Origin of the sequence: Streptomyces sp. NPDC126510 (genome assembly GCF_040302345.1) — a bacterium.
In the GTDB taxonomy this organism is placed as follows: Bacteria; Actinomycetota; Actinomycetes; order Streptomycetales; family Streptomycetaceae; genus Streptomyces.
Genome location: NZ_JBEORR010000017.1, coordinates 139563 through 161205, shown reverse-complemented (window position 1 = coordinate 161205; position 21643 = coordinate 139563). Strand labels below are relative to the sequence as shown.

The window sequence follows — 21643 nt, the reverse complement described above, 5'->3', positions numbered from 1 at the left end:
ACCGGGGGGCCGGACCGAAGCACGCGTCCGCCTGCTGGACGACCCCGCTCACCTGTGCGGATGGGTCGTCATTCGGGCTGTTGACCAGCAGGTTGACGCGTACCTCGGGCACGCTGCGGTGCTGTGCCTACGCGGGCTGCTGAGCAGCGGCGATCCGCTCGTTGCGCAGCGCCTCGTACCAGCGGTCGTCGGTCGGCGGCAGCGCGTTGACGTCGAGGGCCAGCTTCAGCAGCAGGTCCGCGATCAGCGGGTTGCGCGCGAGCACCGGCCCGTGCATGTACGTGCCGAACACGGTGTCGTTGTACGCGCCCTCCGTGCCGTCGCCCGTGCCGTTGCCGTTGCCGAACCGCACCTGGGCCAGGGGGCGGGCGGTGGGGCCGAGGTGGGTGACGCCCTGGTGGTTCTCGAAGCCGGTCAGCGGGGGCAGGCCGAGACGCTGGTCGACGTCGCCCAGCACGTCACCGACGCAGCGCGCACCCTCGCCGCGCACCGACACGACGTCCAGCAGCCCCAGGCCGGGCTCGCGCTGGCCGAGGTCGTTGATGAACTCGTGGCCGAGGATCTGGTAGCCGGCGCACACCGAGAACACGATGGCGCCGTTCTCCACGGCCCGGGTCAGTCCGCCGTCCCGCCGCAGCCGCTCGGCGGCGAGCCGCTGCGGCCGGTCTTCGCCGCCGCCGATCAGGTAGATGTCGCCGGAGGTCGGGATCGGCTGGTCGCTGCGCACGTCCAGCCGGGCCACGTCCAGGCCGCGCTGCTGGGCCCGGCGCTCGACGACGAGAACGTTGCCCTGGTCGCCGTAGGTGCTGAGCAGGTCGGGATAGATCCAGACGATGCGCAGTTGGTTGTCGCTCACAAAAGTCCCCTGACGTCTCGTGCTCAGTTGCCGACGCGGCGGCGCAGGTCCTGGAACGCCGTGTAGTTGGCGATGACCTCGATCCGGCCCGGCGGGCACGCCGCCACCGCCTGGTCGAGGTTCTCGTAGACCTGGAAGTGCTGGTCGGCGACCTCCAGACGCACCGCCAGGTCCAGCCGCCGGTCGCCGACGACGCAGATCGGGTGACCGGTCAGGCGCGAGTAGTCGACGTCCCACAGCCAGGAGGTGTCGGTGCCGTCGGCGGAGCGCGCGTTCACCGACAGGATGACCGGGGTGGGCGGCGGGTCGATCAGGGAGAACGTCTCCAGCCAGCCGGCCGGGTTCTTCGCCAGCAGCAGCCGCAGGTCACGGCCCTGGAACTGGACGACGTCGTACCGCCCGGCCACCGCCTGCACCTGGTACATGCGCTCCAGCGCGACCTGCGGCGGCACCCCGAACACGGCGGCGACGGCGGCAGAGGAGGCGGCGTTGGCCTTGTTGGCGCGGCCGGGCAGCTGGAGGTGGATCGGCCAGGCCGAGCCGTGCGGGTCGAGGACGTGGTCGCCGGAGAGCGCCCAGCTCGGGGTGGGGCGGCGGAAGCCGCACTCGCCGCAGAACCAGTCGTCGCCGGGGCGCTGCATCACGCCACCGCACGACGGGCAGGACCAGGCGTCGTCCTTCCACATCTGCCCGGCGGCGACCCAGATCACATTGGGGGAGGACGAGGCCGCCCACACCACCAGCGGGTCGTCGCAGTTGGCCACGACCACCGACTTGGAGCCGGCGAGACCCTCCCGCCAGTTCTCGGCGAGCATGCGGGTCTCGGCGGCACGGTCGAGCTGGTCGCGCGAGAGGTTGAGCAGCGCGATGCACTTCGGGGCGGTGTCCCGGGCGACGCCGGCGAGGTACTTCTCGTCGACCTCGATGACGCCGTAGCGGGCGTCGGAGCTGCCGGCGAGGGCCGAGGTGATGCCGGCCGGCATGTTGGCGCCGAGCGCGTTGGAGACGACGGGTCCCGCCGCGCGCAGGGCCTCGGCGATGAGCCGGGTGGTGGTGGTCTTGCCGTTCGTCGCGGAGACCAGGATCACGTCCAGGTTCTGGGCGAGCCGGGCGAGGAGGTCGGGGTCGAGTTTCAGCGCGACCCGGCCGCCGATCACCGAACCGCTGCCGCGCCCTGCGGCGCGCGATGCCGCCGCGACCGCCTTGCCCGCGGTCACGGCCAGCTTGGCCCGCGGCGAGAGCGGGTCCGAGTTGCCTGCCATCAGTTCTCGATCCTCCTTGCGTACGCGCCGCGCCTTGAAGCCTGACGGCCACGTGGTGTGGACCTCAGCCTATCGAGATCCATTCGCACTCCCGAACCGCGGCACTGTGGCGAACTCGTGTGGGAGACGCGGACCGACAGGACCTTACTCTTGCCGCCATGCGACACAGCTCCATCCCCGGCGCCCACGGCCGCGTGAGACCCCTCACCCTGTACGGCGATCCGCTGCTGCACACCCCCTGCTCGGAGGTCACCGACTTCGGCCCCGAACTGGCCCGCCTCGTCGAGGACTTGTTCGCGACGATGTACGCCGCCCAGGGCGTCGGCCTCGCCGCCAACCAGGTCGGCGAGCCGCTGCGGGTCTTCGTCTACGACTGCCCGGACGACGAGGACGTCCGCCATGTGGGCCATGTGGTCAATCCTCGCCTGACCGAAAAGGACGGTGTGGTGGTCCGGGGCCCGGAGGGCTGCCTGTCCCTCCCGGGCCTCGAAGCGGGCACGGAACGCCACGACCACGCGGTCGTCGAGGGCTGGACGGTGACGGGAGAACCCGTCACCGTCCACGGCACGGGCTTCTTCGCCCGCTGCCTGCAGCACGAGTGCGACCACCTGGAGGGCCGCATCTACGCGGACCACCTGAGCGGCTGGCGCCACCGCAGACTGATGCGCCAGGTGGCTCGGGCTTCTTGGCGCCGGTGAGCGTATGTCCCTCAGGGGCGCGGGGCTGTGTTCCATATGCGGCTCCGCCGCGTGGGCGCGAACAACCCCCACCGGCCCGCACGCGACGAACGACGGTCAGAACCCCGGACTCCCGACCCGATCCCCCGCAGCCGCAAGCCGCCCCCACAACAGATCAGCCAGACTCCGAACCAACTCGGCCCGCGAACAAGGTCGTTCCCCCAGCCACCAGTCCCCGGCCGCATGCATCATGCCGACGATCCCATGCCCCCACACGCGAGCGAGCTGCTGCCCGCCCGGCCCGAGATCCAGCCGCTCCTCGATGACCTGCGCCAGCTCCTCGCCCATCCGCCGCAGCAACGGCGCGCTGTGCTTGCCGACGTCGAACCCCGCGTCCCCCGGCTGGCCGCCCTCCGCGGGATGCATCAGGAACCGGTACACCTGGGGCCGCAACTCGATCGCCGTGAGGTACGTGTCCAGCGTCGCCTCGACCCGCTCCCGCCGGTCCGCCGGCGCGTCCAGCGCCGCCCGCAGCGAGTCCAGCAGGGCGTCCGTGTGCCGCATGGCAAGGGCCGCGTAAAGTCCGCCCTTGTCACCGAAGTGCCGGTAGAGAATCGGCTTGGTGATGCCGGCCTCCGCCGCGATCGCGTTCATCGATGCCTGCGGTCCGTCGCGCAGCACCACCCGGTCGGCGGCCTCCAGCAGCTCACGCCGACGGCGGTCGGCGGACCGTTGCTGATCGGTCCGCTGCGTGGTGTCCATGGTCTCTCCCCACCCGTGCTGTTTCCATGACGCCTGCGAAAACTAACACTGAAGCGTGCCCCCGACACCGAACGGGTGCCGACCGGTCGGTAGGAGTTGACTTCGACTACCCGCCGGTAACAGACTGGTGTTACCGCAAGTAACATGCATGTGTGCCGCTGGAGGGGACGACATGGCCGAGTTCACCATGGAGCTCAACGACGAACAGAAGGAGGTCCGGGACTGGCTGCACGGCTTCGCGGCCGATGTGATCCGCCCCGCGGCCGCCGAATGGGACGAGCGTGAGGAGACTCCCTGGCCGGTCATCCAGGAGGCCGCCAAGGTCGGCATCTACTCCCTGGACTTCTACGCCCAGCAGTACTTCGACCCCACCGGCCTCGGCATCCCCATGGCGATGGAGGAGCTGTTCTGGGGCGACGCGGGCATCGCCCTGTCCATCGTCGGAACCGGCCTCGCCGCAGTCGGCGTCCTCGCCAACGGCACCGAGGAGCAGATCGGCACCTGGATCCCCCAGATGTACGGCGACGCCAACGACGTCAAGGTCGCCGCGTTCTGCTCCTCCGAGCCCGACGCCGGCTCCGACGTGGCCTCCATGCGCACCCGGGCCGTGTACGACGAGGCCAAGGACGAGTGGGTGCTCAACGGCACCAAGACCTGGGCGACCAACGGCGGCATAGCCAACGTCCACGTCGTCGTCGCGGTCGTCGACGCCGAGCTCGGTTCCAAGGGGCACGCCTCCTTCATCGTCCCGCCGGGGACGCCGGGTCTCGCTCAGGGCCAGAAGTTCAAGAAGCACGGCATCCGCGCCTCGCACACCGCCGAGGTCATCCTCGACAACGTGCGCGTTCCCGGCTCCTGCCTGCTCGGCGGCAAGGAGAAGCTGGACGAGCGGCTGGCCCGGGCCCGGGAGCGGGCCAAGGCGGGCGGCGAGCGCGTGAAGAACGCGGCCATGGCCACGTTCGAGGCCTCGCGCCCGGCGGTCGGCGCCATGGCGGTCGGCACGGCCCGCGCCGCCTACGAGGTCGCCCTCGACTACGCGAAGACGCGCGAGCAGTTCGGTCGGCCGATCATCGACAACCAGGGCGTCGCCTTCCAGCTCGCCGACATGCGGACGTCCATCGACGCGGCGCGGCTGCTGGTGTGGCGAGCGTCCTGGATGGCGATCAACGGCAAGCCCTTCACGGCGGCCGAGGGCTCCATGTCCAAGCTCTTCGCGAGCGAGACGGCCAAGAAGGTCACGGCCCAGGCGATCCAGATCCTCGGCGGCAACGGCTACACCCGGGAGTACCCCGTGGAGCGGATGCACCGGGACGCGGCCATCTACACCATCTTCGAGGGCACGAGCGAGATCCAGCGGCTGGTCATCGCCCGGACCCTCGCCGGCGTGCCCATCCGCTAGCGGTGCCGGAGCGGCGTCAGCTGCTCGATGTCGTAGCGCGCCCGTAGCTCCTCGATCGCCGCCTGGTCCGGCGGGCCCCCGCCGCCGAGGATCTCCAGCAGTTCCTCGAAGTACCGCTCGTGGTCGGGCGGCGGGCTCGCCTGGAAGAACATCTTCGCCGGTGTGTCGGTCGGGTTGGCGAACGCGTGCGGGCACCCCGGGGGCACGGCGATCACCGTCCCCGGTGTCGCCCGCACCACTCTGGTGCCCGAAGCGGACTCCCACGTCCGCCAGTTGTCGGGTGTGCGGATCCGCGGCTCGAAGGCGAGGACGTCCAGCTCGCCCTCGAGCACGTAGAACAACTCCTCGCTGCGGGTGTGCACATGGGCGCCGACGTCGAAGCCCGGAGGGACGACCACCTCGAAGGTGGAGGCCACGCGGGAGTGCGTGCCGGTCACCTTGAAGGTGACGCGCTGGGCGGGGGTCTCCATGATCCGGCCGTGCCCGGGTGGGACGAGCAGCCCTTCCGTCGCCGTCATCACCGGATCACCAGGTCACGCGCAAGGCCTCGGGCCCGCGGGGCCGTGTGCCCGACGGGAGGGGCAGCTCGTCGGCGGGCACGGAGAGCCGAAGGCCCGGTACGCCTTCGAGGAGCGCGTCGACCAGCAGCTCCGACACCATCCGGGCCGGCAGGCCGCCGGGCCAGTCGTGCGGGCCGCAGCCGAAGGAGACGAGTGGGTTCGGGCTGGTTCCGAGGGCGGTCGTCTCCGGGCCGGTGAAGACGTGTTCGTCGAGGGCCCGGGGACGGATCTCCGGTTCGGCGCGCAGCCGTGCGGCGAGGCCGGGCCGGGTCAGCAGGACGTGGAACAACCGGGCACTGTGGTCGGTGACCGCCTCGCCCCCGATCCTTAGGAGGACCGCGAGACCGGCCGCTTCGTCCAGGGTCACCTCCTCCCGGTCCACGGCGGCCCCGAGCAGGGAGGCGACGTCCTCGCCGGCGCTGCCCTCACGCAGGCCGATGAGGTCGGAGAAGTAGTGGCTCATCTCTCTCCTGGCCTTCTCGCCGGCCCCGGCGCCGTGCGAGGAGGAGAGAATCAGCCGGGTCCAGGCGTGCATGCCCTGCCGGTCCGCGGGCGGGACGCCCATCAGCTCGCAGATCACAGCGCTCGAGAACGGGCTGAGCACCGCCTCGGTCAGATCGGCGGGCGGGCCGTCCTGCAGCAGCTCGTCGACCAGTTCCGCCAGCATGCGCCGGCACCGCTCGCGCACCCGCTCCATCCCTCGCGCCGTGAACGCGGCGGTGACGGCTCGGCGCGACCGGGCAGGGGCCGACGGGTCCAGAAGGCGGACGGCGCCGCCGCCCGAGTCGAGGTCGGCGTCGGCCGGGCCGGGCGCGGGCCGGTCGGGGGCCGGGGGCGGGTCCCCGGTGATCGTCTCTTCGCTCATGTCACCTCGTCTCGTCCGCCGCTGTGCCAGCGGCCCAGGGCCATCTCGGCCGTGATGCCCGGCCCGAACCCGGCGAGCAGCCCGCGCGCCCGGTGCTCGGCGCCGCCCTCGTCGAACAGCCGGCGCAGCGCGTCCAGGACGACGGCGCTGGCGATGTTGCCGTACTCGGTGAGCGTGGCCCGGCTGAACCGGAAGGCGTGCGGGTCGACGTGCAGGAAGGTGCTGAGGTCGTCGAGGATGCGGGGGCCGCCCGCGTGGACGATGTAGAAGTCCAGGTCGGAGGCGTCCCAGCCGTGATCACCCGCCAGGTCCTGCAGTACCGGCGCGAGTGGTTCCATCGTCGCCGGCACCCGCTTGTCCAGCAGGAAGTGGAAGCCGGTCGCCTTCACGTCGTACGTGATCCAGTCCTCGGTCTTGGGGATCAGGAACGAGCCGTTGCGCTCCAGCCGGACGCCCTCGCCGCCCCGGCCGCGGACCGCGGCGGCGGCGACGCCGTCACCGAACAATCCGTTCGACAGCAGCGAGCCGACCTCGATGTCGGTGGGCTGGTAGCACAGCGAGCAGAACTCGCACGCCACGATCAGCGCGTTGGCCTCCGGGTAGGCCGTGCAGAAGTCGTGTGCCCGGTTCATGGCCGCGCCGCCGCCCGCACAGCCGAGCTGGGCTATCGGCAGCTGCCTGGTCGTCGGCTCGAAGCCCATCTCGTTGATCAGCCAGGCCGTGAGCGAGGGCATCATGAACCCTGTGCACGACACGTAGACGATCAGGTCCACTTCGGAGGCGAGCAGCTCGGCGTCGTCGAGCGCCCGCTGGACGACCGCGGGCACCCGGGCCTTCGCCTCGGCCTCGTAGAGCTTGTTGCGATCCTCGAACCCGGGGTGCTTCAGCGTCTCCTCGACGGGCTGCACGATGTGCCGGGTGCGCACCCCGGTGTTCTCTATCAGCCGGAGGGCCAGCGGCAGTTGGGGGTGCCCTGCGTGGCGTTCACGCGCCAGCTCCAGGGTCTCCTCCATCGTGATCACGTGCTCTGGAACGGACACCGAGGGTCTGCACAAAGTCGCCATGAGCCGCGCCTGCTTTCGCCTCCCGGAAGGCTCTGAGCCCCCCGGTCAGAAGTGGGTCACCTCAAGGGGTGGTCCACTCACGATCGCCCGCCGGTACGCCGACTTCGCGCGGAGCTACTCCGTACCGGGGACGCCGTGTTCCGCACCCGGACGACTCAGGCGCATCGAGGGCACGAGCACACCCACGCGGCACTCAGGTCGCGGTCCCACTGCTGTGCGCGATACAGGCCACATCGATCCGGTCGGCCAGCTTCGCCAGCTCGATGGCCAACTCGGCGACCGTGTCCTCGTCCAGCCCCGACTCCCCGCCCTCCACGAGCCGCACCCACCGACCCCCCACCGTCCGCAGGAGTTTGCTGACATCCGCCGCAGCCACCTGCAGGGTCCCGCGGTCGTCGACGATCAGAGGCAGAGTCACTTCGCGGTTCACAGACGGGATCGTAGCCCCGCAACACTCACGCACCATGCCAAACAGTGGTGATGTTGCAGAACTCGCGGATTCCGTGCCCGGACAGCTCACGCCCGTACCCGGACCGCTTCACACCGCCGAACGGGAACGCCGGATGGGACGCGGTCATGCCGTTGAAGAACACCCCGCCGGCCTCCAGGTCGCGCACGAACCGGTCCACCTCGCCCTCGTCCCGCGTCCACACGTTCGAACTCAGCCCGAACGGGGAGTCGTTCGCGATCAGTACGGCCTCGTCCAGGTCGGCCGCCCGGTACAGCGTCGCGACCGGTCCGAACGCCTCCTCCCGGTGGATCCGCATCTCGCGGGTGATACCGGCCAGGATCGTCGGCGTGTAGTACCAGCCCGGTCCGTCCGGCCGTTCGCCACCGCACAGCGCCTGGGCCCCGCTGCGCACCGCGTCGTCGACCAGCTCTTCCAGATCGCGCAGTCCCTGCTCGCTGGAGAGCGGGCCCACCTGGGTGTCGTCGGCCATCGGGTCGCCGACCTTCAACGCCTTCATGCCCTCGGCGAACCGCTCGGCGAAGGCGTCGTAGACGTCCGTGTGCACGATGAACCGCTTCGCGGCGATACAGGACTGCCCGGTGTTCTGCACCCGCGCGGTCACCGCCACCTCGGCGGCCCGGTCGATGTCGGCGGAGGGCATGACGACGAACGGGTCGCTGCCGCCCAGCTCCAGCACCGTCTTCTTGATCATCTCGCCGGCGGTGGAGGCGACCGCGCGGCCCGCGGGCTCGCTGCCGGTGAGCGTGGCGGCCTTGACCCGCTCGTCACGCAGGATCTCGTCGACCGCCGCGGAGCCGATCAGCAGGGTCTGGAAGGTGCCCTCCGTGAAGCCCGCACGGTGGAAGAGATCCTCCAGGTAGAGGGCGGTCTGCGGGACGTTCGAGGCATGCTTGAGCAGTCCCACGTTGCCCGCCATCAGCGCGGGCGCGGCGAACCGGACCACCTGCCACAGCGGGAAGTTCCACGGCATCACCGCCAGCACCGGGCCGAGCGGCCGGTAGCGCACCCGCACGCGGGATGCGCCGGAGTCCTTCACGTCGGAGTCGGCGGGTTCCTCGTCGGCGAGCAGTTCCTCGGCGTGGTCGGCGTACCAGCGCATCGCCTTGGCGCACTTCGCCGCTTCGGCCCGGGCCTGCTGGATCGGCTTGCCCATCTCGGTGGTCATCACGCGGGCGATGTCCTGCTGGTCCTCTTCGAGGAGGTCGGCGGCCCGGTGCAGCAGCCGGGCGCGCTCGTCGAAGGTCGTCGTCCGGTACGTGCGGAATGTGGCCTCCGCGAGCTGGAGCCGGCGCTCGATCTCCTGCTCGCCCATGGCCTCGTACGTCTTGAGCGTCTCGCCGTTCGCCGGGTTCACCGTTGCGATGGGCATGACCGACCTCCCTCGGAGCGGGCTGTGTCTCGACCTTCCCGCGCGGCGGAGGGGACCGCAACGCGGGAGTGTCTCCTCAGGGCGAGTGCTCCGCCAGCCGGTCGAGAAACGCCGCCTGCGCCTTGATGATCACGGCGCGGGCCCGGTCGAGGCCGAACCAGGCCACCCGGTCCACTTCGGGGAACTCCTGGAGCCGCCCGGACCTCGGCGGCCACTCCATCCGGAAGGTGCCGGGCGTGATCGCCGCCGGGTCGAGGTCCGCCCGGACCGCCCAGGCCGTGACGATCTTGCCGCCTGTCTGCCGGACCTCGCCGAGGTCGATGGCCTCCCCGTCGGGCGGAGGCAGCCCCAGTTCCTCCCGGAACTCTCGGCGGGCGGCCTCCCAGGCGGGCTCGTCCGGCTCGTACTCGCCCTTGATCACGGTCCATGCCCCGGCGTCGCGCCGGGCGAAGAAGGGGCCGCCCATATGGCCGAGCAGCACCTCGATGCCGTCGTCGGCGGGGTGGAAGAGCAGCAGCCCGGCACTGCGCTTCACGGCTTCACGCCGGGGTGCGCGGCGAGCAGCGTCTCGACCGTGTCGGCTTCCTCGGGGCGCTTGTCCTCCCGGTAGCGGATCACGCGGGCGAAGCGGAGGGTGACGCCCGCCGGGTAGCGGGTGGAGCGCTGCAGTCCGTCGTAGGCGATCTCGACGACGAGTTCCGGGCGGACCCTCACCACGTAGTCGTCGGTCTCCACGGCGAGCTGCTGGAGGCGCTCGGTCTGCCAGGTGAGCATGGCGTCGGTCATGCCCTTGAAGGTCTTGCCGAGCATGGCGAGGCCGCCGTCGGCGGTGCGGGCGCCCAGGTGGAGGTTGGAGAGCTTGCCGGTGCGGCGGCCGTGGCCCCACTCGGCGGCCAGGACGACCAGGTCGAGGGTGTGGACGGGCTTGACCTTCAGCCAGGACGCGCCACGCCGCCCCGCGCTGTAGGAGGCGTCGAGGGCCTTGGCGACGACGCCCTCGTGGCCGCGCTTCAGCGTCTCGGCGAGGAAGTCCTCCGCCGCGGGTGTGTCGCCGGGCCCGGACACCAGCGTGCGCCGCACCCGCATCGGCTCGGGCACCAGCCGGGCCAGCTCGGCGTGCCGCTCGGCGAAGGGCAGGTCCAGCAGGTCATGGCCGTCGACGGACAGCGCGTCGAAGAAGACGGGGGAGACTGGCACCGCCCGCGCGGCCGTCGTGACGTCCGTGCGGGAGCCGACGCGGCCGGCGGTCTCCTGGAACGAGCGGGGGCGCCCGGCCTCGTCGAAGGAGATCACCTCGCCGTCCAGGATGAACCGCTCGCCCCGCAACTCCAGCGCGGTGGACGTCACTTCGGGCAGGCGGTCGGTGATGTCGTCGAGGGTGCGGGTGTAGAGCCGCACGGTGTCGCCGTCCCGGTGCACCTGGACGCGGATGCCGTCCAGCTTCTCCTCCACCGCACAGGCCCCCAGCTTGTCGACCGCCTCGGCCACCGAGGAGGCGCTGTGCGCCAGCATGGGCAGCACCGGGCGGCCGACGGTGAGGCGGAAGCGGTCGAGGGAGGCGGGCCCGTCGGCGAGCAGCGCCTCGGCCACCGCCTGAAGGGAACCCGCGAGCATCACGGCCCGCCGCACATCCGCGGACGGCGCCCCGGTCGCCTGCGCCAGCCCCTCCACCGCCACCGCGTCCAGGGCGCCCTGCCGGACCTCGCCGGTGAGCAGCCCGAGCAGGAACCGCTGCTCGTCCTCGGTGGCCGCGCCCATCAACTCCCCGACCAGCCGTGCCCGTTCCGCCTGGGAGCCCGGGCCGGACACCTGGGCGAGTTCCGCCAGCCGGGCGTCCACCTCCCGCACGGTCAGGCCCGGCTCGGCGGCGGGGGCGACCGGGCGGCTCAGCACCTTCCAGCCGACGCCGATCCGGCCCTGCGGCAGCCGTCCCGCCAGATACGGGATGACGATCGGCACGTCCTCCGCCTCTGCGTCCCGGAAGAGCTCCGCGAGCAGGGCCGTCTTGCGGGACCGCGCCGAGGTGGCGGCGACCTCCCGGGACACTCGGGCCAGCCGGTGCAGCAGCATGCAGCCATGGTGCACCGGAGGCGGGGCCTCTACACCTGGGCGAGGGTGTCGAGACCGGCGGGAGCGGGTCCCCCGTGACAAGGCGGTGCCGCGCTGCTCCGGGTGACCTGGGCGAGGCCCTCGGCTGCCGCTGCCCCTATCCCTGTGCGACCGCGTCGAGGTCGGTCATCAGCAGGTCCCCGACGATCGCCGACGCCGCCCGGTATCCGCCGCTCGCCGCGTGCACGACCTGCTCGGCGAAGCCGATCGCGTTGCCCGCCGCCCACACGCCGGGCACGGTCGTGAGCCCGGTCGGGTCGACCACCGGATACGCGCCGAACGGCGTCTCGTGCAGCTCGGCGCCCAGCCCCTCCAGCAGGCCGGTCCGCGGAACGGCCCGTGGGGCGAGGAACAGTACCGAGCGAGGATGCGTCGGGCCGTCCGCGAGCCGGACCCCGGTGAGCCGGTCGTCCTCGACCACCAGCTGCGCGACCTCCCCCGGCACCACCTCCACCCCGGCCGCGGCGAGCCGCCGCAGATCCTCGTCGGCGAGTTCCTCCTCGGCGACGGTGTGCAGGAAGAAGCGCACGTCCTTGGACCACTGGGACACCATCAGGGCCTGGTGCACACTCGCCGGACCGGTGGCCAGCACCCCGAACGGCTGGTCGCGCACCTCCCAGCCGTGGCAGAACGGGCAGTGCAGCACGTCCCGGCCGAACCGCCCGGCCACTCCGGCGATCGCGGGCAGCTCGTCCTTCAGTCCGGTCGCGACGACCAGCCGCCGGGCCCGCACGGTCCGGCCGCCGGCCAGCACCACGGTGAAGTCCTCCCCGCCGTCGACCCCCACCACGCGGTCCCGCACCAGCTCCACTCCGTAGCGCGCGATCTCCTCGCGGCCGATCGCCAGGAACTCGGCGGGCGGCATGCCGTCCCGCGTCAGGTAGCCCTGCATGTGTGCGGCGGGCGCGTTGCGCGGCTCACCCGCGTCGACCACGAGCGTGCTCTGCCGGGCCCGCCCGAGCACCAGTGCCGCGGACAGGCCCGCCGCGCCGCCGCCGATGACCACCACTGCGTACTTCTGGGTCATGTGACCACCTCCGCTGCCGAGCGTCGCCCCGGTCCTGCGGGATTGACAAACCTCTTTGCCGAACCTGCAATACGACCATGACGACGGACGAGGTACTCGCGGGCGTGGGCCCCCGGCTGCGGCAGATGCGCAAGGACCGGGAGGTGACCCTGGCGGCACTGTCCGAGACCACCGGCATCTCCGTCAGCACCCTCTCCCGGCTGGAGTCCGGCCTGCGTAAACCCAGTCTGGAGCTGCTGCTGCCCATCGCGCGCGCCCACCGGGTGGCGCTGGACGAGCTGGTCGGTGCCCCGTCGGCCGGGGACCCGCGCGTGCGGTCCAAGCCGATCGTCATGGGCGGCCGCACCCACTGGCCGCTCACCCGCCAGCCCGGCGGCCTGCAGGCATACAAGGTCCTCGAACCGAAGCGCGAGCAGGAGCCGGATCCCCGCACGCACGAGGGCTACGAATGGCTGTACGTGCTGGCCGGGAGGCTGCGCCTGGTGCTGGGCGAGCGCGACGTGGTGCTCACGGCGGGGGAGGCCGCCGAGTTCGACACCCGGGTGCCGCACTGGTTCGGGTCGACGGGGGAGGGGCCCGTGGAGTTCCTCAGCCTGTTCGGGCCGCAGGGTGAGCGCATGCATGTGCGGGCCCGGCCGAAGGGTGCGTGACCCGGCGCGACCCACGGGTGAAACCTCTGCGCGGGACTTTGCCCGGAGACTGTTCCCTGATGGGCAAGCGACCGCTTAGTATGCGAAGCGACCCCGGTCAGACGAAGCAGTCCCCCGTGGAGGCCCCGCATGCAGGCATGGCAAGTGCACGAGAACGGCGAGCCGGGCGAGGTGATGCGGCTCCAGGACGTCGAGCCGCCCACCCCCGGTGACGGCCAGGTCCTGCTGAAGGTGCGCGCCGCCAACATCAACTTCCCGGACGCCCTGCTGTGCCGCGGCCAGTACCAGGTCAGGCCGCCGCTGCCGTTCACCCCGGGGGTGGAGATCTGCGGCGAGACCGAGGACGGCCGGCGCGTGATCGCCAACCCGGCGCTGCCCCACGGCGGCTTCGCCGAGTACGCCGTCGCGGACGCCGCCGCACTCCTGCCCGCGCCCGACGCCCTCGACGACGCCGAGGCCGCGGCCCTGCACATCGGCTACCAGACGGGCTGGTTCGGTCTGCACCGCCGGGCCGGGCTCGAGGCCGGCGAGACCCTGCTCGTCCACGCTGCCGCTGGAGGGGTCGGCAGCGCGGCCGTGCAGCTCGGGAAGGCCGCCGGCGCCACCGTCATCGGTGTCGTCGGCGGCTCCGGGAAGGCGGCCGTCGCCCGCGAGCTGGGGTGCGACGTCGTGATCGACCGGCGCTCCGAGGACGTCGTCGCAGCCGTCAAGGAGGCCACCGGCGGCCGGGGCGCCGACGTCATCTACGACCCCGTCGGCGGTGAGGCCTACGCGCAGTCCGCCAAGGTCGTCGCCTTCGAGGGACGGATCGTCGTCGTCGGCTTCGCGAGCGGCGCCATCCCCAGCCCGGGCCTGAACCACGCCCTGGTGAAGAACTACTCGATCCTCGGCCTGCACTGGGGCCTGTACAACACCAAGAACCCCAAGCTGGTCCAGCACTGCCACGAGCAGCTCACCGAGCTGGCCGCCCGTGGCGCGATCAAGCCGCTGGTGAGCGAGCGCGTGCCGCTCGCCGGGGCGGCGGACGCCGTGCAGAAGGTGGCGGACGGTGTGACCACCGGCCGGATCGCGGTCGTCATGGAGGAGGCAGCATGACCGGCACCGAAGAACTGCTCAGCCGCACCCGGGAGCTGCTGGCCGCCCACCCGCCCGCCACCACCGACCGGCTGGACTTCCTGCGGGCCCGCTTCGACGCCGGACTCGCCTGGGTGCACTACCCCGAGGGCCTCGGCGGAGTCGGCGCGCCCCGCTCCCTGCAGGCCGTCGTGGACGCCGAGCTGGCCGCGGCCGGGGCGCCCGACAACGACCCGCGGCGCATCGGCATCGGCCTCGGCATGGCCGCGCCGACGATCCTCCAGTACGGCACCGAGGAGCAGAAGCGGCGCTACCTCCGGCCGCTGTGGACGGGCGAGGAGGTCTGGTGTCAGCTGTTCAGCGAGCCGGGCGCCGGGTCCGATCTCGCCGCGCTGGGCACCCGGGCCGTGCGCGAGGCCGGGGGAGACTGGGTCGTCAACGGGCAGAAGGTCTGGACGTCCAGTGCCCATGTGGCCCGCTGGGCGATCCTCATCGCCCGCACCGACCCGGAGGTTCCCAAGCACCGGGGCATCACCTACTTCGTGTGCGACATGACCGACCCGGGTGTCGAGGTGCGGCCGCTGCGCCAAATCACCGGCGAGGCCGAGTTCAACGAGGTGTTCCTCACCGACGTCCGCATCCCGGACTCGCGCCGCCTCGGCGCGGTCGGCGACGGCTGGAAGGTCGCGCAGACCACCCTGAACAACGAGCGCGTGGCCATCGGCGGCATGCGGCTGCCCCGCGAGGGCGGCATGATCGGCCCGATCTCGAAGACCTGGCGCGAGCGGCCCGAGCTGCGCACCCACGACCTGCACCAGCGGCTGCTGAAGCTGTGGGTGGAGTCCGAGGTCTCCCGCCTCACCGCGGAGCGGCTGCGCCAGCAGCTCGTCGCGGGCCAGCCCGGCCCCGAGGGCGCCGGCATGAAGCTGGCCTTCGCCCGCCTCAACCAGGAGATCAGCGGCCTGGAGGTGGAACTCCTCGGCGAGGAGGGCCTGCTCTACGACGACTGGACCATGCGGCGCCCGGAGCTGGTGGACTTCACCGGCCGCGACGCCGGCTACCGCTACCTGCGCTCCAAGGGCAACAGCATCGAGGGCGGGACCAGCGAGGTCCTGCTGAACATCGTCGCCGAGCGCGTCCTCGGCCTGCCCGCCGAACCGCGCACCGACAAGGACGTCGCCTGGAAGGACCTGGCCCGGTGAAGAACGAGCGCGACCTGTTGTACTCGGAAGAGGAAGAGGCGCTGCGCGCCGCCGTCCGTGACCTGCTGAGCGACCACTGCGACGCCCCCGGCGTCATCGCCCGCACCGAGTCGGACACCCCCCACCACCTGGCCCTGTGGAAGGCCCTCACCGACGGCATGGGGCTCGCCGGCCTGCTGGTGCCCGAAGAGCTCGACGGCCAGGGCGCCACCCACCGCGAAGCCGCCGTGGTGCTGGAGGAACTGGGACGCGCGGTCGCGCCCGTGCCGTACCTGACGAGCGCGGTCGTCGCCACCGAGGCCCTGCTGGCCTGCGGCACCGACGACCTCCTGCGCGACCTCGCGACCGGGAGGACGATCGGCGCCCTCGCGGTCGCTCTCAACGTCGCGCCGGGCGCCGACTACAAGGTCGTCCGGCACGAGGACGGACTGCTGCACGGCGAACTGACCGGCATCGCGGACGCGGCCGTGGCGAACCTGCTGCTCGTGCCGGCCGACGACGGCGGTCTGTACGCGGTCGACGCCTCCGCCGCGACCGTCACGCCCCGGGCCTCCCTGGACCTGACCCGGCCGCTCGCGACCGTCACCCTCGACGGAGTGCCGGGCCGGCTGCTGGGCGACGCCGAGCCCTCCGTACACCGCGCCCTGCGGGCCGGCGCCGGACTGCTCGCCTCCGAGCAGTTCGGCCTGGCCGAATGGACGCTGACGGAGACCGTCCGCTACCTGAAGGAACGCAAGCAGTTCAACCGGCCCGTCGGCGGCTTCCAGGCGATCAAGCACCGGCTGGCCCAGTTGTGGCTAGAGGTCGTCAACACCCGCGCGGCCGCCCGCAACGCCGCCGACGCGCTGACGAACGGCGAGGACGTCGACGTGGCCGTCACCGTCGCCCAGGCGTACGCGGCACCCGTGGCCGTGCACGCCGCCGAGGAGGCGGTGCAACTGCACGCCGGCATCGGCATGACCTGGGAGCACCCCGCCCACCTCTATCTCAAGCGCGCCAAGGCCGACTCGATCGCCTACGGCACGCCGGGCGCCCACCGGGAGGCCTTGGCCGCACTGGTCGACCTCCAGGCCCCCTGACGTCTCTCTCCGACTCCGGAAACTCCCGGAGAGGAACCCGGACAGGCCCGTCCCACCAGGGGCGGGCCTGTCCGTGCGCGCAGCCCGGCGAAAGTGAACCCGTGGCGGCAGTCCGGCCAACTCCGCGCGCAGGCCTGCTCCTTGAGCTGTGCGGACCCCATACTCGCAGGGACCCCGTACGGCATCTCCAGGGAGGCGGAGCATGGCCCTCACCACCCGTCGCACGGCCCTCACCACCCTCGGCGCAGCCCTCGCGGGCTCGATCGCCCTCCCCGCCGCCCCGGCAGCGGCCGACGAAGGCACGCACAGACCCCGCCCGTTGTGGCGCGCCCACGCCCACAACGACTACGAGCACCCCCGCCCGCTGTTCGACGCCCTCGACCACCGCTTCGGCAGCGTCGAGGCCGACATCCACCTCGTGGGCGACCAACTCCTCGTCGCCCACGACCCGGAGGACCTCGACCCGTCCCGCACTCTCCGGTCCCTGTACCTCGACCCGCTCGCGGCCCGCGTCCGGGCCCACCACGGCTCGGTGTACCGCGGACACCGCGGGTCGCTGCAACTGCTCATCGACATCAAGACCGAGGGCGCCTCGACGTACCGAGCTCTCGACCGCCACCTCCGGCGCCACCGGCACCTGTTCACCACGTACGCCCACGGCCGTGTCCACCGCGGCCCGGTCACCGCCGTGATCTCCGGCGACCGCGCGGCCCGCGCGCCCATGGAGGCCCAGACCGTCCGGCGCGCTTTCTACGACGGTCGTCTCGCCGACTTCGGCGGCTCGGCTCCCGCCTCCTTCATCCCGCTGATCAGCGACAACTGGACGCTCAACTTCACCTGGCAGGGCGTGGGTCCGTTCCCCGAGGCCGAGCGGCAGAAGCTGCGGGGCATCACCGAGACCGCCCACAAGCGTGGGCAGCGGGTGCGGTTCTGGGCCACCCCGGACCTGGCCGGACCCGCCCGCGACGCGGTATGGGCCGAACTGCTCGCCGCCGGCGTCGACCACCTCAACACCGACGACCTCGCCGGCCTCGAGGCGTTCCTCGACGCCCGGCGGGCCGCTTAGAGCGACAGCAGGACACCACACGTTCGGCGGACAGGTCAGCCGCCCGGACGAACCCTTCGCTAGGCCACACTTGCGGCCGAACGCCGTGAACCGGACGTGGCGGCGTGGCGGAGGAGTTGACGATGGCCATTTCCATCTCTGTGGTGCTGCTGCTCGCGATCCTTGCGGTGATCTTCCTGCGCAACGGCGGGCTGAAGGTCTCCCACGCGCTGGTCTGCCTGCTGCTCGGCTTCTATCTCGCCAGCACCAGCATCGCCCCCACCATCCACAGCGGTATCACGGCGACGGCGGAGATCGTCAGCGGTCTGCGGCCCTGAGCTCACCCCGAGAACACGCCGATGCCGTTCGCGACAAGGCGTTCGGCGCCGCCGCTGGGGTGGTTGCGCACGGACACCGCGCTCGCGCCCGGCTTCCGCGCGACCAGCGTCGACGATCCGCCGCCGTCCAGGCTGAAGGCGTCCTGTGCGCCCAGGTCGCGCATGGTGGCGGCGACTTCGGCGATCGTCAGGCCGCTGCGGTAGTCGGCGGCGCCGTCCAGCGCGAGCAGCAGCACGCGGCGTCCTTCGTCGGCGATCCCCACGGCCGTCCGGACGGCCGAGGCCGTGTCGTCGAGCCCCGGCAGCGGCTGCCCGCCCGAGAGCACCGGGTAGCCGCCGAGGGCGAGCCGGTACGCGACGCCGTCCGCCGCCACGAGGCTGTGCTCGACCTCGACCGGTTCACCGGTGGAGAACTTGCGCAGCTGCTGGGCGCCCGCCTCCCGGCCGACCAGCACGGTGGTCCCCGCGGCGATCGGGCCGCTGCCCGGAGTGTCGGCGGCCGAAACGACCGTGCCGTCGCGGACCGTCACCTCGTAGGTGTCCGTGCTGCACGGCGCGGCGCGGTCGGTGTCCGTGCCGCAGGTGGCGCGCACCCGCGACACGCTGCCCCACTCGGAGGTGAAGGCTCCGACCGACCCCACCGGCAGCGCGTACTGGTTGAGGCCGCCGAGCGGCAGCCGTGCCTCGGCCGTACGGACCGAACCGGCCAGCGCCAGCCGGTCCAGCCGCGCCCGCCCGTCGGCGCCGACGCCGAAGACGTCCTCGGTGGTCGTGCCGGGCGGCAGCTCCGGCCCGAAACGCTGCCCCTTCGGCACGGCCGCCTTGAGCGTCCGCCCGGCCGCGATCGCGGGACCCACACTCGCGCCGGTCGCCTCCACGCCCGGATGCTGCGCCTCGGTGATGTTGAAGAAGTCGCCGTTGACGCCGGCGACCGCGCCCTGGGTGTCCGCCATCGCGGAGACCCGCGCGCGTGCGGCCACGGCCCCCGGGTAGAGCAGATCGACATGTACCCGCGGGTTGCCCAGGTCGACTTTCAGCACATGTGCGTGCGTCACTCCCTTCGCCGCGTCGATGTCGAACTCCTCGTACGTCACACCCGGCGCGACCCGTCCGCCCTTCTGGACGGCGCCGGCCGGAGCCGCCCCCGCCAGTCCCGCACCGGCCAGTGCGACGAACGCCGTGAGAAACGCCAGTACCGTTCTGCCTGCTCCCCGTCGCCTGCGACCACCTGCCACCATGCCCCCTGACGCCTCGTCAACTGTCGGGACCCTCAACGGCAGTGGACCAGACGGTGCGGCCCGGCAGGGTGGCTGAGCGCGCACTACGCGGGAACGGCTGAAAAAACGCACCCCTCTGGGTGCTTCAGCTGTCCCCCGTTCCGGTGTCGAACGGCGTGACATGCGCCGGCGTGTGATCGATCGGCAGCCCGGGCCGCCACAGGGTGAGGGCCTGCGCGCTGCACACGAACAGCTCCTCCGGCAGCCGGTCCAGGGCGAACCACCGCCAGCGGCCCACGCTCTCCCCGGGCTGGTCCGACGGCTCGCCCCGCCAGGTGGTGACCCGGGCGGCCACGGTCATACGGACGACACCTCCCGCGTCGTCCAGCAGTGTCCCGAGCAGCCGGACGTCCTCGGGCCGCGCGGCGAGCCCCGTCTCCTCGCCGAGCTCGCGCACGACCGTCTCCTGCAACGACTCCCCGGGCTCCACCGTCCCGCCGGGCAGCTCCCACGTTCCGCGCCGGTGCCGGCCCAGAAGCAGCCCGCGTGGTCCGTACAGGATGGCTCCCACGCCGATCGCGGCGTGCGCGGGCGGCGGTTCGGGGGCCCGCGGCCGGGAGGAGACCCGGACGGGCCGGGTCACCCGAAAGAGCCGGTAGGAGGCGCTGTTGCCGTCCTCCGGGGTGTCGAGAACGTCGATCCCCTCCACACGCAGCCCGTACTCGGTCAGCAGCGCTGTCCAGAGCTCCGGGGCGAGCACCCACATGTGGACGGTGACCTCACCACCACCCGCCAGCCGCAGGGTCTCCGGCCGGGCGGCGACCCGGTCCGACGGCCCGTCACCCCGGCTGTTGGTGTGCAGCACCGTGAAGCAGAACCTGCCACCCGGCTTGAGCGCACCGGCGAGGGCGGGCAGCAGCCGGTGCGGATCGATGTACGGGACGGCGTTGACGGAGTAGACGACGTCATACGGCTCGGCCGTCACCAGATGCTCCACCGCGTCGGCGAGGACCAGCCGCAGCCCGGGCAGTGAGCCGTAGCGGGCACGGGCCCGCTCGTACTGCCCGGCCGATGCGTCGACGGCGTCGACCAGCGCCCCGTGGGCCCCTGCCAGGTGAGCGGCGTGCCGGGCCGGACCGCAGCCGAGATCCAGCACCCGCCGGCCCGTCAGCTCCCCGAGAATTTCGCTCCCGGGCCCGCCGCCCGCGAACCCCCAGTCGATCCGGGCCGCCTCGGGCAGCGCCGTGCCCCGACGCAGATGGTGTGCTCCGTACGCGTCCCACGCCTCGGCGTTGACCGCCTCCGGTTCTCCCCCCAAGGCTCAGCCGCCCGCCACGGCGTCACGCGGCAGCACCGTGACCCGGTGGAAGTTGCACCCGGCGAGCCGCGGTCCGTCGTCATCGGCCGGCGGGGTCTGGTGAGCCTTCAGGGCGATGCTCATCAGACTCAGCAGCAGATCGACGTCGGCCTCGCAGTCGAGGTGGACCGTGACCCAGCACGACTCGGGCAGCAGGTGGATCGCGCTCGAACCGGCGAGGTCGTAATGGAAGCGCTGTATGGCCCGTCGGGTGAGGTGGAGGTCCACGTCCCGTGAGGAGTGGAAGTGGACGATCTCGTCACGGGCGGAACGAAGCGCCCTTCCGGTACCGCAACTCGCCGGGCCCGCCTTGAGGTCGGGCCAGGCCTGCAGGCGCTCCATGGCGCGCTGGGCCAGAGTCATGGCCCCATCGTCGCCTGCTCACCGGTCCGCAACCAGGGGTTGAGCGATTTGTAACCGGGACGTGAGGTGGACGGCCGGAGAACGTCCGGCATTTCGGGCGGACTTGACGCGCCTGGCCCTCAGGCCGACCTGACGAGTCTGAGGTAGCGCTTCCAGTCCCAGTGCCGGCCCGGGTCGGTGTGGTCGCTGCCCGGAACCTCGTGGTGTCCGATGATGTGCGCGCGGTTCCTCGGGATGCCGTACCTCCGGCAGATCGCCGCGGTCAGCCGGGCCGAGCGCTCGTACATGACGTCGGTGAAGTAACCCGGCCGGTCCACCCAGCCTTCGTGCTCGATGCCGATGCTGCGGGTGTTGTAGTCCCAGTTGCCCGCGTGCCAGGCGATGTCGCACTCGCGCACGCACTGTGCGACCCGCCCGTCGGAGGAACGCACCACATAGTGCGCGGACACCTTCTCCCCGGGGCTGCGGAAGACGGACAGGGTGCCTGAGAAGGTCGTCTGCGCCACGTGGATGATCACGTAGCGCAGCGGATGGGCCCGTGGGCGGTTGGACGGCGTGTAGTTGCTGCGGCTCGCCGGTCGCCACGCCGCTCCGGGGTGATCGACGAGCCGTGGCCGGGCGTCGGCCCGGGTGCCGCAGAGCAGGGCGGAGGGGAGGGCGGTGAGGGCGGCGCCGGCGAGGATGCCTCGCCTGCTGGGGAAGAGGGTGGTCTGTGGCATGGGTGGGTGCCTTCCGGGCTCGACAGGAGGGTGTCTCTTGCTCAGCTGTGCGGAACTGCGGCCCTTGCGGTCGCCGCCCGCGAGATCAAGTTAGGGCGCCCGGCGCCCGGCCCGGAGAGAGCGGACTGATTCAGTGGACGGGCACCCCGTTGTGGACAACTCCTCACACGGCCGGGT

The 21643-nt window shown here is 72.1% G+C and carries 22 protein-coding genes and 1 pseudogene; 8 read left to right on the top strand and 15 right to left on the bottom strand.

What is annotated here, in order from left to right:
- Nucleotides 1-127: 127 nt before the first annotated feature.
- Nucleotides 128-856 carry a type 1 glutamine amidotransferase gene (locus ABTX60_RS24570; protein WP_033307231.1) on the bottom strand — a complete coding sequence of 243 codons (729 nt, stop codon included), beginning with the start codon at nucleotides 854-856 and terminating at the stop codon, nucleotides 128-130.
- 23 nt (nucleotides 857-879) lie between these two features.
- Nucleotides 880-2118, bottom strand: coding sequence for a MurT ligase domain-containing protein (locus ABTX60_RS24565; RefSeq protein WP_053674266.1), 1239 nt, complete (start codon nucleotides 2116-2118; stop codon nucleotides 880-882).
- Between the two features lie 158 nt (nucleotides 2119-2276).
- Between ABTX60_RS24565 and def the strand changes: the two genes are divergently transcribed.
- A complete protein-coding gene (def, locus tag ABTX60_RS24560; protein ID WP_352099153.1) occupies nucleotides 2277-2816 on the top strand; it encodes a peptide deformylase in 540 nt (179 codons plus the stop codon).
- Nucleotides 2817-2912: 96 nt separating this feature from the next.
- Here the strand turns inward: def and ABTX60_RS24555 are convergent, their stop codons facing one another.
- The gene (locus ABTX60_RS24555; protein WP_352099152.1) at nucleotides 2913-3557 is read right to left on the bottom strand and encodes a TetR/AcrR family transcriptional regulator; all 645 of its coding nucleotides are present in this window, start codon (nucleotides 3555-3557) and stop codon (nucleotides 2913-2915) included.
- 172 nt (nucleotides 3558-3729) lie between these two features.
- On the opposite strand from ABTX60_RS24555, the gene ABTX60_RS24550 reads away from it, so the two are divergent.
- Nucleotides 3730-4956, top strand: coding sequence for an acyl-CoA dehydrogenase family protein (locus tag ABTX60_RS24550; protein ID WP_352099151.1), 1227 nt, complete (start codon nucleotides 3730-3732; stop codon nucleotides 4954-4956).
- Here the strand turns inward: ABTX60_RS24550 and ABTX60_RS24545 are convergent.
- The 8 genes and pseudogenes from ABTX60_RS24545 to ABTX60_RS24510 form a co-directional block, all read right to left on the bottom strand.
- Nucleotides 4953-5474, bottom strand: coding sequence for a cupin domain-containing protein (locus ABTX60_RS24545; protein WP_352099150.1), 522 nt, complete (start codon nucleotides 5472-5474; stop codon nucleotides 4953-4955). The genes ABTX60_RS24550 and ABTX60_RS24545 overlap by 4 nt on opposite strands.
- A gap of 7 nt (nucleotides 5475-5481) precedes the next feature.
- The gene (locus ABTX60_RS24540) at nucleotides 5482-6381 is read right to left on the bottom strand and encodes a cytochrome P450 family protein (protein WP_352099149.1); all 900 of its coding nucleotides are present in this window, start codon (nucleotides 6379-6381) and stop codon (nucleotides 5482-5484) included.
- A pseudogene (locus ABTX60_RS24535) lies at nucleotides 6378-7454 on the bottom strand (type III polyketide synthase); the annotation flags it as partial. The pseudogene ABTX60_RS24535 and the gene ABTX60_RS24540, both read right to left, overlap by 4 nt.
- A gap of 184 nt (nucleotides 7455-7638) precedes the next feature.
- Nucleotides 7639-7875: a DUF6213 family protein gene (locus ABTX60_RS24530; RefSeq protein ID WP_033307522.1), complete on the bottom strand. Its 237-nt coding sequence runs from the start codon at nucleotides 7873-7875 to the stop codon at nucleotides 7639-7641.
- A gap of 25 nt (nucleotides 7876-7900) precedes the next feature.
- Nucleotides 7901-9286, bottom strand: coding sequence for an NADP-dependent succinic semialdehyde dehydrogenase (locus tag ABTX60_RS24525; RefSeq protein ID WP_352099148.1), 1386 nt, complete (start codon nucleotides 9284-9286; stop codon nucleotides 7901-7903).
- A gap of 76 nt (nucleotides 9287-9362) precedes the next feature.
- Nucleotides 9363-9821 (bottom strand): NUDIX hydrolase, encoded by a 459-nt coding sequence (locus ABTX60_RS24520; protein ID WP_352099147.1) that lies wholly within the window; start codon nucleotides 9819-9821, stop codon nucleotides 9363-9365.
- Nucleotides 9818-11356, bottom strand: a complete 1539-nt coding sequence (locus ABTX60_RS24515) for an ATP-dependent DNA ligase (protein WP_352099146.1) — start codon at nucleotides 11354-11356, stop codon at nucleotides 9818-9820. Before ABTX60_RS24515 ends, ABTX60_RS24520 begins: the two co-directional genes overlap by 4 nt.
- A gap of 136 nt (nucleotides 11357-11492) precedes the next feature.
- A complete protein-coding gene (locus ABTX60_RS24510; protein WP_352099145.1) occupies nucleotides 11493-12422 on the bottom strand; it encodes an NAD(P)/FAD-dependent oxidoreductase in 930 nt (309 codons plus the stop codon).
- A 77-nt stretch (nucleotides 12423-12499) separates the two neighbouring features.
- Between ABTX60_RS24510 and ABTX60_RS24505 the strand changes: the two genes are divergently transcribed.
- From ABTX60_RS24505 to ABTX60_RS24480, 6 genes are all read left to right on the top strand, one after another.
- Nucleotides 12500-13072: a helix-turn-helix domain-containing protein gene (locus ABTX60_RS24505; RefSeq protein WP_352099144.1), complete on the top strand. Its 573-nt coding sequence runs from the start codon at nucleotides 12500-12502 to the stop codon at nucleotides 13070-13072.
- A 129-nt stretch (nucleotides 13073-13201) separates the two neighbouring features.
- Nucleotides 13202-14167: an NADPH:quinone oxidoreductase family protein gene (locus ABTX60_RS24500; RefSeq protein ID WP_352099143.1), complete on the top strand. Its 966-nt coding sequence runs from the start codon at nucleotides 13202-13204 to the stop codon at nucleotides 14165-14167.
- Nucleotides 14164-15348 (top strand): acyl-CoA dehydrogenase family protein, encoded by a 1185-nt coding sequence (locus ABTX60_RS24495; RefSeq protein WP_352099142.1) that lies wholly within the window; start codon nucleotides 14164-14166, stop codon nucleotides 15346-15348. The genes ABTX60_RS24500 and ABTX60_RS24495 overlap by 4 nt, the downstream gene beginning before the upstream one ends.
- A complete protein-coding gene (locus tag ABTX60_RS24490) occupies nucleotides 15345-16427 on the top strand; it encodes an acyl-CoA dehydrogenase family protein (protein WP_352099141.1) in 1083 nt (360 codons plus the stop codon). Before ABTX60_RS24495 ends, ABTX60_RS24490 begins: the two co-directional genes overlap by 4 nt.
- Nucleotides 16428-16629: 202 nt before the next feature.
- Nucleotides 16630-17493, top strand: coding sequence for a phosphatidylinositol-specific phospholipase C/glycerophosphodiester phosphodiesterase family protein (locus ABTX60_RS24485; protein WP_352099140.1), 864 nt, complete (start codon nucleotides 16630-16632; stop codon nucleotides 17491-17493).
- A gap of 122 nt (nucleotides 17494-17615) precedes the next feature.
- Nucleotides 17616-17810 (top strand): hypothetical protein, encoded by a 195-nt coding sequence (locus ABTX60_RS24480; protein WP_104782004.1) that lies wholly within the window; start codon nucleotides 17616-17618, stop codon nucleotides 17808-17810.
- 2 nt (nucleotides 17811-17812) lie between these two features.
- Here the strand turns inward: ABTX60_RS24480 and ABTX60_RS24475 are convergent, their stop codons facing one another.
- The 4 genes from ABTX60_RS24475 to ABTX60_RS24460 form a co-directional block, all read right to left on the bottom strand.
- On the bottom strand, nucleotides 17813-19048 hold the full coding sequence (locus ABTX60_RS24475; protein ID WP_502992380.1) for a phosphodiester glycosidase family protein: 1236 nt from the start codon (nucleotides 19046-19048) through the stop codon (nucleotides 17813-17815).
- A gap of 124 nt (nucleotides 19049-19172) precedes the next feature.
- Nucleotides 19173-20345, bottom strand: a complete 1173-nt coding sequence (locus ABTX60_RS24470) for a bifunctional class I SAM-dependent methyltransferase/NUDIX hydrolase (RefSeq protein ID WP_352099139.1) — start codon at nucleotides 20343-20345, stop codon at nucleotides 19173-19175.
- A gap of 3 nt (nucleotides 20346-20348) precedes the next feature.
- The gene (locus ABTX60_RS24465) at nucleotides 20349-20747 is read right to left on the bottom strand and encodes a luciferase domain-containing protein (protein ID WP_352099138.1); all 399 of its coding nucleotides are present in this window, start codon (nucleotides 20745-20747) and stop codon (nucleotides 20349-20351) included.
- Between the two features lie 119 nt (nucleotides 20748-20866).
- Nucleotides 20867-21466: an N-acetylmuramoyl-L-alanine amidase gene (locus tag ABTX60_RS24460; protein WP_352099137.1), complete on the bottom strand. Its 600-nt coding sequence runs from the start codon at nucleotides 21464-21466 to the stop codon at nucleotides 20867-20869.
- Nucleotides 21467-21643 lie beyond the last annotated feature (177 nt).

Coding starts and splice junctions, on each gene's coding strand:
- ABTX60_RS24565 (WP_053674266.1), bottom strand. CDS start 2,118: ATGGCAGGCAACTCGGACCCGCTCTCGCCGCGGGCCAAGCTGGCCGTG.
- def (WP_352099153.1), top strand. CDS start 2,277: ATGCGACACAGCTCCATCCCCGGCGCCCACGGCCGCGTGAGACCCCTC.
- ABTX60_RS24555 (WP_352099152.1), bottom strand. CDS start 3,557: ATGGACACCACGCAGCGGACCGATCAGCAACGGTCCGCCGACCGCCGT.
- ABTX60_RS24550 (WP_352099151.1), top strand. CDS start 3,730: ATGGCCGAGTTCACCATGGAGCTCAACGACGAACAGAAGGAGGTCCGG.
- ABTX60_RS24545 (WP_352099150.1), bottom strand. CDS start 5,474: ATGACGGCGACGGAAGGGCTGCTCGTCCCACCCGGGCACGGCCGGATC.
- ABTX60_RS24540 (WP_352099149.1), bottom strand. CDS start 6,381: ATGAGCGAAGAGACGATCACCGGGGACCCGCCCCCGGCCCCCGACCGG.
- ABTX60_RS24525 (WP_352099148.1), bottom strand. CDS start 9,286: ATGCCCATCGCAACGGTGAACCCGGCGAACGGCGAGACGCTCAAGACG.
- ABTX60_RS24515 (WP_352099146.1), bottom strand. CDS start 11,356: ATGCTGCTGCACCGGCTGGCCCGAGTGTCCCGGGAGGTCGCCGCCACC.
- ABTX60_RS24510 (WP_352099145.1), bottom strand. CDS start 12,422: ATGACCCAGAAGTACGCAGTGGTGGTCATCGGCGGCGGCGCGGCGGGC.
- ABTX60_RS24505 (WP_352099144.1), top strand. CDS start 12,500: ATGACGACGGACGAGGTACTCGCGGGCGTGGGCCCCCGGCTGCGGCAG.
- ABTX60_RS24500 (WP_352099143.1), top strand. CDS start 13,202: ATGCAGGCATGGCAAGTGCACGAGAACGGCGAGCCGGGCGAGGTGATG.
- ABTX60_RS24495 (WP_352099142.1), top strand. CDS start 14,164: ATGACCGGCACCGAAGAACTGCTCAGCCGCACCCGGGAGCTGCTGGCC.
- ABTX60_RS24485 (WP_352099140.1), top strand. CDS start 16,630: ATGGCCCTCACCACCCGTCGCACGGCCCTCACCACCCTCGGCGCAGCC.
- ABTX60_RS24480 (WP_104782004.1), top strand. CDS start 17,616: ATGGCCATTTCCATCTCTGTGGTGCTGCTGCTCGCGATCCTTGCGGTG.
- ABTX60_RS24475 (WP_502992380.1), bottom strand. CDS start 19,048: ATGGTGGCAGGTGGTCGCAGGCGACGGGGAGCAGGCAGAACGGTACTG.
- ABTX60_RS24465 (WP_352099138.1), bottom strand. CDS start 20,747: ATGACTCTGGCCCAGCGCGCCATGGAGCGCCTGCAGGCCTGGCCCGAC.
- ABTX60_RS24460 (WP_352099137.1), bottom strand. CDS start 21,466: ATGCCACAGACCACCCTCTTCCCCAGCAGGCGAGGCATCCTCGCCGGC.